The organism is Microcoleus sp. BROC3 (genome assembly GCF_036702515.1).
Classification (GTDB): Bacteria; Cyanobacteriota; Cyanobacteriia; order Cyanobacteriales; family Microcoleaceae; genus Microcoleus.
On the sequence record NZ_JAUBTQ010000017.1, the window covers coordinates 89,079 to 101,327 of the forward strand.

At 43.9% G+C, this 12,249-nt stretch carries 8 protein-coding genes; 1 reads left to right on the plus strand and 7 read right to left on the minus strand.

Annotation, left to right across the window (positions count from 1 at the left end; genetic code table 11):
* Nucleotides 1-337: 337 nt before the first annotated feature.
* From QUB30_RS13280 to QUB30_RS13310, 7 genes are all read right to left on the minus strand, one after another.
* Nucleotides 338-1,228, minus strand: coding sequence for a mechanosensitive ion channel domain-containing protein (locus tag QUB30_RS13280; RefSeq protein ID WP_333333883.1), 891 nt, complete (start codon nt 1,226-1,228; stop codon nt 338-340).
* A gap of 95 nt (nt 1,229-1,323) precedes the next feature.
* Nucleotides 1,324-2,103 (minus strand): carbonic anhydrase family protein, encoded by a 780-nt coding sequence (locus QUB30_RS13285; RefSeq protein ID WP_333333886.1) that lies wholly within the window; start codon nt 2,101-2,103, stop codon nt 1,324-1,326.
* A 1,020-nt stretch (nt 2,104-3,123) separates the two neighbouring features.
* Nucleotides 3,124-5,049: a pentapeptide repeat-containing protein gene (locus QUB30_RS13290; protein ID WP_333333888.1), complete on the minus strand. Its 1,926-nt coding sequence runs from the start codon at nt 5,047-5,049 to the stop codon at nt 3,124-3,126.
* Nucleotides 5,050-5,182: 133 nt separating this feature from the next.
* Nucleotides 5,183-5,500 (minus strand): hypothetical protein, encoded by a 318-nt coding sequence (locus QUB30_RS13295; protein WP_333333890.1) that lies wholly within the window; start codon nt 5,498-5,500, stop codon nt 5,183-5,185.
* Between the two features lie 54 nt (nt 5,501-5,554).
* The gene (locus QUB30_RS13300; RefSeq protein WP_333333891.1) at nt 5,555-6,004 is read right to left on the minus strand and encodes a hypothetical protein; all 450 of its coding nucleotides are present in this window, start codon (nt 6,002-6,004) and stop codon (nt 5,555-5,557) included.
* 163 nt (nt 6,005-6,167) lie between these two features.
* Nucleotides 6,168-8,285 (minus strand): mechanosensitive ion channel domain-containing protein, encoded by a 2,118-nt coding sequence (locus tag QUB30_RS13305; RefSeq protein WP_333333893.1) that lies wholly within the window; start codon nt 8,283-8,285, stop codon nt 6,168-6,170.
* A gap of 182 nt (nt 8,286-8,467) precedes the next feature.
* The gene (locus QUB30_RS13310) at nt 8,468-10,549 is read right to left on the minus strand and encodes a histidine phosphatase family protein (RefSeq protein ID WP_333333895.1); all 2,082 of its coding nucleotides are present in this window, start codon (nt 10,547-10,549) and stop codon (nt 8,468-8,470) included.
* Between the two features lie 599 nt (nt 10,550-11,148).
* On the opposite strand from QUB30_RS13310, the gene QUB30_RS13315 reads away from it, so the two are divergent.
* Nucleotides 11,149-12,093: a DMT family transporter gene (locus QUB30_RS13315; RefSeq protein ID WP_333333897.1), complete on the plus strand. Its 945-nt coding sequence runs from the start codon at nt 11,149-11,151 to the stop codon at nt 12,091-12,093.
* Nucleotides 12,094-12,249 lie beyond the last annotated feature (156 nt).

A 12,249-nucleotide genomic window follows, 5' to 3' on the forward strand; every position in this document is an offset into this window, starting at 1 on the left:
TCGGAGATGTCTAATGCTTTTGGTGTATTTGTCTGCTTTGTCAATTCTCGATCGGTTCTAAGTTATTTTGAGCTTTTCCAAGCTTAGTTTGAAGTTGCACCGGATAATAGGTGAATAGATTAATCTGCTCTTTCTCCAGTAGAGTCAGTATCGCTAGGTTGAGTTTTTCTATGGTATCAAAGTATAATTTACTGTTACCATTAGTATTAGCAAAAACCCTAATTTTAATGACACGAGAATTTTGATTTATTTCGCTAAAGTAAATAAAAAACTTTTCTGTCAAAATATCAATTGACTTCGGAATTTCTCGAAGACCGATACAAATTTTTTCGGTTTTTTATGCCGAAATACCATCAATTTTTAGGGTGAAGTTGATACCTATGGAATTATCATTCCCTATCGCTTGGAAGCAATTTTCAACTACTCCATTAATCATTTTAGAATTGGGCACTTTTTGGATAGTGTTTCTGCTCAGTATACGAAGCGTTGTACTTCTGAGTCCCACCTGTTCCACTTTAATTAGACCCTCTATTCCAGGCATCGTCACTTGGTCACCGGGTCGAAACAGATTATCTACGTAGATAATGATGGTACAACACAAGTCATAGATCAGGTCTTTGAGTAACAAACCTATGGCAACACCCGCTCCACCAAGCAGACCGATGAGTGCGCCAGCCGATGCACCCAAAAACACCTCACTTGCTTTGAGCAAGATAATCCCGATCGCCAGCGCCTGAAACAATTTCGGCAGATAGGGCACGAGCAAATCGTCTAACTCGGTTTCACTTTTCAGCGCCCATTGTTTAAGCACCTCTCCCAACACAGGAGCGGCACGGTAAACAATAAAGGCGAAGGTAGCGATCGCACCAAACCTGAGAATCCCTTCTATTTTTTCGTTCAATTGTGGGCTGAAATTTTCAGCCAGAATTAGCTGCACTATCCAGAGTCCACCGATAACAATCAGCCAGTTTAAAGGTTGCTTGATAATCTCGACCAACTCATCGTCAAAGGTAGTCTGCGTTTTGCTAGTCAGACTCTCGATTCTCCGAATGATAATTTCGGAGAAAACTTGTTTTAACGCCAGGGTAAGTGTGAGGACAATGACGATAAGAACGATTTTGAACAGCGGTATAGGTACGTTGACGATAAAAAGTTTTCCACTAAAAATGAGTTTCCAAAAATCCGAACCAGCCAGAGTTTCTGTAAATGATATTGCCAAATTTTTCATGGTTGCCTAATTTGATACTTACACAGGGTTGCAGTTTCTTCTGTTTCAACTACCCCGACTTGCTTATTAAAAATCGGGGATTGTTTCTAGGATATTCAACTCGAACGCAACACAAAGCGATTGTTTAGCGGTTGCACAGGTCTGGCATCAATGGATATTAAGTTGTTGGCAAATCGCTGGATCTGATTTTGTGAGATTTCAATCGGCTGCTGCATCACAATCCAGTTTACTCCTTGGGAGCACGGTGGCGTCGTCAGAGAGCCAAAGTAGCGGTAAACCTTTTGGTTTTTTGGTAAAAATTGCTCTGCATTTACCTTCACTGTCTTCACTACTTGCTCTGGTTCGTTGCGATTTGGGAATGCGTCCCAGATTGGTTCCAGGGCAGCATTGTGTTGTCCCTGCTTCAATAACACTCCAATCACAGCTAACGCACTAGCCTCGCTGCGATGCACTAGGTGCAGTTCCATGTCAAATGGTTTTTTATCAATCATGTGTCCGCTGGGGTCGTGGAAGTGAAATTGCACTAGGTTATAGGTCTGACCGTCCAGCTTAATTGAGGTTCCCGATTCATAGTTCACTTGGATGGTATGACCGTTATTGACGATGCGTAGAGGACTTTCCTTATAATCAATTTCAATTGCTGAGAGTTGGGCTGCGATCACTCCCTGCAAATCAATTGGCCATTGCTGGATTCCCGTTTTGCACAGTTGAAATTCGGGAGACAGGTTCCCCCAATTCTCTACACCGCTTTCTCCTATATAGCCCCAGTGAACTTCGTGTCCAACAGAAGCAGACACCCTTGATGGGAAACTGACACCGAACGAAATTTCCAGCGCCCCAAATCCCAAGAGTTTAAGTAAGGTTCGTCTATCCATTATTGTTAACCTCAAGTTCTAAACAGCATTTTTTGGCTAAGGAGCGTGGAGGAGTGCAACACAACCGTTTTGACTGCCCCGACAGTTCTTCAGAAATCTTGGCATTAGTGTAGCCCTGCCCTTCTGCTTTATTGTAAAACTTTTTTACCTCACTTATCTTTAGTCAGCCTTAAGTTTCACCCCTTGGTAGCTGAATTCAAAGGTTCCATACGGAAGCGGTTGAGTATTTTGATCTAGTGGACTGTTGTTTAAATCATAGAAACTATACTTGTAGGTTCCATTCAGTGTTCGAGTCTTATGAGGTTGCTGTCGCCGGAAAAGCTTGGAAAAACTAATGATTAGCTCGGTGCTAAAACTTTCATATTTAATGACAATCTAGTATTAATGCTGACTATTAAATAATACACCTATATCACAATTAGATTTTATAAATTTTTATGAATAATGGAACATTGAAGCGTTTCTGTTTGCAGTTCGCTAGTGTGATGGGAGAAGAAGTTGGAGGATGAGGGGAGGGCAAACGCCGCAATGTCAATCAGAACCCTTTAGTCTCAATAAACCCCAAAATAATCGCATTAATTTTCATTTCTTGACAAGGTTTTCAGCCTAGACGCTAGAAAGGCTTGCCGTAGTCATCGCTTTGACATGAATGAAAATTAATCAAACGATAAGTTATGATTCTGTGGATACACTAACCAAGGGTTTTGTCAATACTAATTATGTTAAGCTGTAGTAATGGTTTTAAGCTTTTTGGTAGTTGATAATGACAGAGCTTAGAAAGAGAATGAGAACGAGTCAAAAACTTTTTCGGTAATCATCCCTAGTGTAGAGGATATTAAGAGCGAGGTTCCTATCTATTTTCCTTCAAGTCACGAGCAGCGCTTGAATGAAATGATTCCAGGTCAACGGCTTTCCTCCCGTGCGATCGCATTTCAGTAAGCCAAAGCTTTTCTCCTCAAGGAATCGTCACCCTTTTTGTAGAAAAGCAGACCTCAAGCTCATAAAAAAGCTGGCATCAATTTATTTATTTGTGACCCCATCTTCCAGAGATTTATACTTCGAGCCATCAGGCATAATAGCGCCTTCAAGCAAAGCACCACTCAGGTCAGAAATGCTAACTTTAGCACCTTTGAGATTTGCACCACTTAGGTAGGCACTCTTCAGGTTAGCACCACTCAAGCTAGCATCCCTCAAATTGACACCGCTCATATTTGCGTTACTCAAATCCGCACAAATTAAATTAGCGCCACTCAGGTTGGCACTACTGAGGTTAACCTGACTCAAGCGAGCAAAACTCAGGTTGGCATGACTGAGATTAGCACCACTCAATTTAGCCTGACTGAGGTTAGCATTATTGAGGTTAGCATGGCTCAGATTGGCATTACTGAGGTCTGCTTCACTCAATTTGGTTTCACTTAGATTAGCCCGACAGAGATTAATAGCTACTAACTCTGCACCAATAGCATCTACACCTCTAAGAGAAACACCATCCTCATTCAAATCTTGGAGTGCCAGAACTCTTGCATAGCTAACTTTTACGCCGTGCGCTGCATCAACTGTACTCCAAGCTTGGTAATGAAATTGTTTCCGGCGATCGGGCGCTTCTTTAATGAATAAAATTAAAGCAACGACCATACTAAGAGCATCAACACTCTGCAAAATCTCTCCAATCAGAGAATTATCATCTGCCGCCACATAAATTATGATGAACAGAACTGCTGAAACACTAGCCACTAACCACGCCGGTTGTGTCCAAAAATTATCAATTAATTTTTCTAAAATTCCTTTGAGAGTTTCACCCAATTGCTGAACGAATGATTGACCCGGAAATTGCTGATAACTATCAGTTATTTTCGAGAGGGTTTTTTGAATAATTCCACCATCCCCCTGAATTGATACTAAAGGCTTTTTCTGTTCCTCGGTTGGTGGCGCGATCGGCTTAGATTCGTTCAGTAATTGTGTCTGTGATTCTTTTGGCTGATGGTGGGTGACATCTTTTTTATCTGGGACAACATTTGGTGAAGAATCTGCACCTGCGCCTTTTAACATCAAACCTGTAATTGCTCTGTAGGCATCTGTCCACGCCAACTTTACTTCGGGAGTCCAATCTTCTTGGAGATACTGCTCAAAAGCCATCAGCAGTGCCTCTCCAACTGGCCCATAATATTTGGGAATTACCCCATAGCCGATATGTCTGCCTCCCAAGGCGTTGAGAACTGGCCCTAAAGCTTCGGGAGAGCGGAGATTTTCTACTACCAATACCAAAGCATTTATGAGCTTTTTATGTTGTTTTTCTAGCTCTACATTGGCAAACAGTGGTTTAAATTCTGGGTGAGCGATGAAGAGGTTTTCGTAGAAGCTAGCGGCAAATTCATCAGCACGAGGTTTGATTTTCTCAAAACTGCTTTCCAGTAATTCTACAGCTAATTTTGGCTCTGTTTCTGGAACTAATTCTGATTCTAGTTGGTGATTAGCTGCTATACTTACCTGTTTATCGGGAATAATCTCTGTTTCTAATTGAACTTCTTCAGGTATAGTTTCTACACCTGCGCCCTTTAACATCAAAGCAGTAATCGCGCCGTAGGCATCGATCCATGCTTGTTTGACTTCAATAGTCCAATCTTGCTGAAGATACTCCTCAAAGGTCATTAGTAGTGCTTCTCCAACTGCCGGGTAAGAATTGGCGATCGCTCCATAACCCACGTGTCTGCCTCCCAGTGCGTTTAGAACCGGCCCTAAAGCCTCTGGGGAACGAAGATTTTCTACTACCAAAACCAGAGCATTTATCAGCTTTTTCTGTTGCTTTGCCATCTCGGTATTGGCAAACAGTGGTTTCACTTCTGGATAAAGTTTAAACAGGTTCTCGTAGAAAGTAGTGGCAAATTCATCAGCACGAGGTTTGATTTTCTCGAAACTTTGCTCTAAAAGTTCAACATTTAAAGACATATTGTTGTTTCTCTATTGAAAGTTGACTATCCCTTGTCTTTAAACAGGGTTTTTTAACTATCCGGATCTAATGAATGCTTTTGATAGAGTGTGTGGAACCTGAGAGTTTCTTTGCTGACGCTAGGGCTAGATATTACAAACTTAAATTTTCCAATTCTTGCAACATGGTAGCCATAAACTCCTCTGCATCGTTGATGCCCATTGCTCCTAAAGCTTTCCACTCTTCACTGCTGTAATCTAAATCGAGTCCCATCACGTCTTGAGTCCAATAGGGCAAATTAGATGGGTTTTCCATTAGCTCACAGGTTATCTTTAAGATTTCTGTTCCCGTCATCTTGTTTCTAGCCTTTGTCGCCAAGCAAAAGGAGAGCAATTTCGCTAAATTACTTTCTGGGGGAATGGCTATTAGAAATGCCATATTTTGTGCTAGTACAAACTTGTCTAAATTCATTGGATATTTTCCTCTTCCTAGTTTTAAGGTACTCACGCAAGTATTTTTTTTATCTCACAGAAAACCACAGGACTTACATCGTCGAATTTTCTGAGTTTCAAAGTCTTTGTAGTTAATGCAGGTAGCCGAACATTCCGTAAGTATTGCACCATCCGCTGCTGTCGAACAGAGAATTTCTATCGAATCAGGCAGTTGTATCAGCCATGAGAGAGCGCTTCGAGCGATCGCGGACTGATAAGGAATAATAGCGTCATGAATACTGCGGTCAGCCCAGTTGACAAACAGTATAGCTTCTTCGTTGACTTCATCCGAGTGAAACATCGAACTTGATACTCTTGCCTCATATTGAATTGTGGTGTCAATCACGCCTTCATGGCTGTCGGGTGTGACATCATGAGCATGAATGAGTTCCCAAGGAATACCCAAGGCATTGCGATCGGGAGACCGATCGGGCAACAACACGCGATCGCCAACTTCCTTTGATTCATGGGGTGTAACTGCCAAATGCTCATTATTCCAACCAGTAGCGACGAGGCGTCCATCACGCTTATTAATGATTATTTGTCCCGACGTTCTTTGAGTTTCTGTAATTCCTGAATAATAGGTCTGGAGCTTTGTTTTGGTATGTAGCGTTGGGTTTTGTTCTTAGAACCCAACGTACCAGATGTCAATATGTAGGGCTTTCCGAAACCGAGCCTGCTCCCAGATGCACAGAGGTTTGCGAAACGAAATCGGGAATTTTGCCATTACTATTATCTGGTTCTGCTAAATCCATACTTTTGGGGATAGCAGCAAGTTGGATACCATCTTTGTAGAACCGTTCCCGAATCATGCGGATCACGTCTGAGTGGACTGTCCAAAAATCCTCTTTGTTCACCCACCCATCGGCCTTGACACTGATGTAATAATCTTCAATGCTCCACACTTGGGTGCTGGGAGCTGGATCTGCCAAAACTTTGGGATGCGATTTCATAATTTCTACAAGCAATTGCTCCACCTTCGCCAGGTTTTCCTCAAAGTCAATCCGCAACCAGTGTGTAAATTTGCGAGTTTCGCTGTGACTCAGGTTTTCGATAGTGTCGCCCCAAACCGTGTTGTTGGGAACGTTAAACATCTGACCGTCAAGGCCTTTGATTTTCGTGTTAGCTAAGGTGATGGACTCTACCCATCCCCAAAGTGAGCCGAGTTTGATTTCGTCACCGACATCGAAGGGCTTGTAAGCCATAATCATCAAGCCGCTGGCTATGTTACCCAGGTTGCTTTGCAGGGCGAAGGCCAAAATGAAACTCAAACCCCCAACCAGGGCTAAAACTGGACCGAGGCTGACTTCCAGCGCTGTCAGAGCCACTAGAAACCCGATCACAACCCCGCCGCGCTTGACGAGCATCACGATAAATTGGCGCATAATTCTCGATGTGCCCCCGAATAGCTTCATCAGTCGGTTGAGGATCGCGCCGAGGATTTGAGAGACAATGATGGAAACAATCACAATCCCGACGAACTTCCCTGTATTGCTCGCCCAGCGCAGCCCACCTTCTTCAGCTTTGCCCCAAGCCAGAAGCCGCACGCCCAAACCTTGGGTATCTTTGGTATCTAAGTCGATACTCATAACGGCTTGAGTGTACTGGCGGTAGGGCTTGGCATCGCCACCTTTTTTCTCCAGTTCTTCTAAGATGGCGTTAAAGCGATCGTCGATCGCCGTTAGCTGCGACTGGAGTTCGGTAACAGTCACTACGAGTTGGTTCTTTGCAGCAGACTCCGCATCGGTACTCTTTTGCAAATTTTCGGTCGTTTTTTTGAGTTCCTGTTGTTTTTGTTGGAGGTTTTGTTGGTTGTTGACGACTCCCGGCTCCCCAGCAACTTTCTCTTCCCCGTTGTTTTTAATGTCGGTGTTTTCAACGGCGGCTGTGGCATTGTCTCGCTCTTGAGACGATTGTCCTGTTGCAGTACCCCCAATCTCTTTGAGCAGTTGTTTGAGGTCTTCGTCGGCTTTTTCTAGCTGCTGGGTGGCTTCCTGGTATTCCGGTGAATCGGGTTCGGCACCTTTTTGAGCTTCTTGGGCGGACTCGAAAGCTTTGATCGCTGCTTCTAATTTTTCGATCGTTTTGGTCGCCTCGGAATAAGGTAGAGATCCAGCAACGGTCTTATCTCGATCGGCCTTTATTTTATCGAGAGTTTGTTTGGCTGTTTCTAAGTCGCCGGTTTTTTGAGCTTTTTCCAGCGTCTTATTCGATGTCTCGTCTTGTTTTAATTCGGCTTTGGTTGTTTTCGATTTCTCGACTGCTGACTGGGCTTTTTTGAGGCTTTCTTTGGCTTCTTCTACCTTTTTCGTTCCTTCTTGATATTGCGCTGAACCAGGGGCAGCACCTTTTTGAGCTTGCTCGGCTGCTTCGAGGGCTTTTTTGGCTTTTTCTAGGCCGTCAACGCCTTCTTGTTGTTGGTTGATGGCTTGATTCTGGCGCTTGATGGTAACTTCAGCTTCGCTGATTTCGTGGGCTTTTTTTTGGAGTACAAGCATCCACGCTGCTGCCTCGTCTCGGAGTTCTTCGAGAGTGAGCGGCTTCAGGAGGATTTTGAGTTCATCAACGGGAATATTCAGGTCTTTGGTAGTAGTTGCTGCTTTGGGGTCTGCTGGTTTCTCTGGTTCAACTTGTTCCACCTTTGGAGTGTTGGCATCTTTAGCTGGCTCTTGTTCTTGCTCCTGCGATCGCACTGGAGTCGTCCATACCACGGCAACACAAACGACTGCTGTCAGGATAATTGCTCGAATTTTATAACGCGACATTTGCTACACTCTCCCGATTTTGATATCTAACAAGTTCATTAAAAAACTAGGTTTTTAAATATAATAATGGAGGAACAGTGGAGACAAGTAATCTAGAAATTGCTCCTCTCTTGAACTTGGAACTAACATAATTTTTATTAATTATGTTAGTTCCATTAATATCAACTTTGGGCGATCGCCACTTATGCTCCTCCAACAGGGGATGCAGTAGCAGAGACGACGTTCAGGTTAGCAACTAACCCATAGGTTGATACGTACTCTTCTAACTCTGCTAAATCGACAGTGCCATTTTTATCGCTATCAAGAATGTTGAACAGATAATCAGTGACGTAGCTTCTGACTTCTTCTGAGCTGCGTTCGCCTGTCGTCATATCTTCGATTAACCCTAACAACTCCGTAATTTCGGCTCGATCGAGCGACTTACTGCCATCCGTATCCAATTGCAGGAAAAGCTTTTTGATATCTTCTGTTGCCACTCTCGAAGAACGCAGTGTTTCTCTCAGTATGTCATTGCCAAATGAGTTCATAAACAGGATTTGCTCGATGAGTGGGATGCAGAAAAAGCCCAGCGATGCCCAAAAAACTGCATATTTCACATCCGAAGTAGTTGCACTAACTCCGATGAAAAGAGCCGCCCAAAGGAAAAAGTTTGGGTTCACAAGCAGGATATAAGCATCCCGAGCTTCTGCCTTACTTAGCTTGCCCTTTGTCACTATTGAGGTTAATGTAGCTACTGCGCGCATCGAGACAAATACCAAAGTTGCAATTGCCAATTGTTGCAGACAAGCTAGCGATCGCGCTGTATCCGTTGAGGAAAATATATCGCTGAGGAATGTTGCCGGAGTAAACTGAAACCCGGTTGCCAAAGCCATGAATGCGACTGCAAGCACACCGATAAATTTCCAGTTTTTACTGTGGTGGTTTGATTCAACCGGGGATTTGTCCCGCCAAAACTGGGCGATCGCACCCGGTATTGCCAGACCTACAATTAGAATGACGGCGAAAAAGATCAGGCTGTCAACGTTAATGGGTAAATTGGCAACCTTCAATGTAGCCAGAAGCGCCAGTGGAGCAACGATTGATAGGGTTCTTGACAAGAGAGCCGACGGATAAAGATTACCGCCCCAAAGCACTGATAAAACTGGGGAAGTCAGGGCTGGCGGAACCATCCAAAACAGCACCCACAAAACTTTGTACAAATCAGCTTCGCTCTGATACAAAAATCCAGAAAATATTAAGAATAGCCCAACTACCCATCGCACTGCCATCCACCCGTAAACTAGATACTTCACAGTTGAAGTTACTTTGCGTTTACTCGCGGCAAAGTCGATGTCCAGGTAGGTATAAAACGTTGAAGCGGCAAGACACACAACGATTATTGCTCGAAATAGGGCTGACGGAATCCCTCCTGCTGCGCCGCTGATTGCCCCTACCAAGCTTCCCAGCAAAAAGGCAGCGGCATAGATCAAAATCGCCCACATAATTGAAAGATCGTTGATCTCTTTACGCACCGAAGCGGCACCGCCCGATTCCTTGTCGCGAAACTTGACGAGATCCACACCGCTGAGAGCTTTACCGTTGGGAAGTTTCAGGTGTTTATAAGCTGTCGGCGGCAGACCGCTTAAATAAAGTGCTAGAGGCTCCAATACATATTGGTGGCACACTACTAGAACTGTTTCTCCGCGTTCCAAGTGCGGTACTATTTTGTCTTCGTAGAAACGGGCAGCGCGAGAGTAAACTTGGGCAATCTTTTCGCCAGCCGGAGGTGCTTCGTTATGTGAATGCAACATTTCCTCGAAGCCTTCGTAGCCCAGTGCTAGACGCAGCAGATTTAGGTTGCGACCCGCAAAAATGCCAAAGGATTTTTCACTAATTCGATGGTCGATTTGAACGGGAGTATCGGGCGACTTTAGTGCCTGACTTTCAGCAAGAGCGATTTCACAGGTTTGCCGTGCGCGTCTCATGTGGGAGACATATACTGCGTCAAACTTTGTACCTTTTTTCTTCAGGTCAACACCTGCACGGCGCGCCTGCAACCGGCCAAATGATGTGAGGTCAACATCCAGAACTCCTGCAAAAATGTTGCGTTCGTTACTGGTACTTTCACCGTGCCGAATAAAGTAGACACGTCCTAGGTCTTCTGCATTGAATTCTTTTGGTGAAGCTGCAGAAGTTGTTGTGGCTGCATCCTGGAATTTATTTGTAACTTCGATCGATCCATTTTCTGTACTTTCTACCTGGTCATCTAAGTTTCTAGTGTTCATTATTTACTTTCACTACGCCTTAAACAGGATTTAGATTCTTTTCCACAATTGAAGTTTCAGACTTTTAAGCCAGACGAGTATACGACCAAAAGCACTCTACCACGAAACCGCGATCGTAGACCGTTCTGATCGTATACTTTGCACGGTCATAAACTGTGCTTTTTGTCCAGCCAATCTTCTGGGAAAATCACTCGAAGAAAAAAAATAAATTAGTCTAGCTTCTCGCCGCTAAACCCTCCGCCAAATACCAAACAGTAGGTAGAGAACAATAACGACAACACCAAGCATCCCGAAGTTAAGCAAAAAAGCACCCCATCCTGGAGCCGAAAAAATGGCTAACAGAAACGTAGAACTGCCGATCGTCGTCATTTGGAAACCGACTCCATAGATCCGTAAACTATGTAAAAAATGGTGCTTGACATATTTTTAGATAGGTGTTAATTAATGAAAGGAACAATATTTCAAAAATAAAAATATAAAAAAACTAAAACAAGCATTTAGATCCGGGATTTACTATAGAAGACTTCTCGATCGCCACGAAGCACAGTTGCTTCACAGCCAATCATAGATTTTTCTGTTTTATACTTGTTTCACCCCTGATGAATGAATCCAATAAAACGACGATGGCGATCGCCTCATTATTTGTCGGTGTAGTCGCCCTATCTTTTGGCTCTATCTTCATTAGATGGAGTGAATCTGAACTCAGTCCCAATGCTACAATATTTAATCGCTTTTGGCTAGGTAGTATCGTCTTTGGGCTGTGGCAAGGATACAAGGCGATACGTCAGAGACTTTCTGGTGACAAACCCGTTCAACAGCATTCATACACCAGTCAGGAGCTTTTGCTATTGCTAGGTGCTGGGACTCTTTTTGCTGCCACCTTAGCCTTTGTAGCTTGGTCGCTGACTCAAACCAGCGTCGCTATCTCGACAATCCTACATAATCTCACCCCGATATTTACCAGCTTAGGAGCTTGGTTGTTATTCGGTCAAGGCTTTAACCGCCAATTTCTCATTGGGATGGTCGTCGCCATTGGGGGAGCGATCGCCATTGAAATCGAGCAAATACAAATGGCTGCTGGTGAGGTAACAGGAGGCATCGCTGCGATCCTCTCTGCGGTTTTCATGGGTGCATATCTGCTGGTGGTAGAACAACTGAGAACCAAATTTGACCCCATCACAATTCAGTTGTGGGTTTGTGCGATCGCTACCCTATCCATCTTGCCCATGCTTGTGTTCGCTCAAGAGCGGGTTTTGCCTTCTTCACTGAATGGATGGCTGTTCGTCATTTTTTTCGCCCTCGTCTGCCAAGTTTTAGGTCAAGGACTTTTAACCTATAGCGTTGGTGGCTTGTCCTCAGTGGTTGTCTCCTTAGTACATTTGTTAGAGCCAGTATTTAGCAGCATTTTGGCTTGGGCAATATTTTGGGAAAAGTTAAGTTTCTCGAATTGGGTAGGTTTTGCCCTAGTTCTCATCGGTCTATACCTAGCCGTATCTAGCCAAGCTGTTGTTCATCTCCCACAAAATCGGCTAGAGAGCGGTTAGCCACCTTTACTGTTTGTTTCAACGGTAAGCTGTTACGCATTTAAATTGATCGACTATTCCAGGTACAGCAAGGGGTCTGGCGCTCAAAAATCCCAGTTTAAATGCAAAACAGCTTAAGCAAGTGAAAAAGACTTGGCTCAAAAAATCAGCACAACT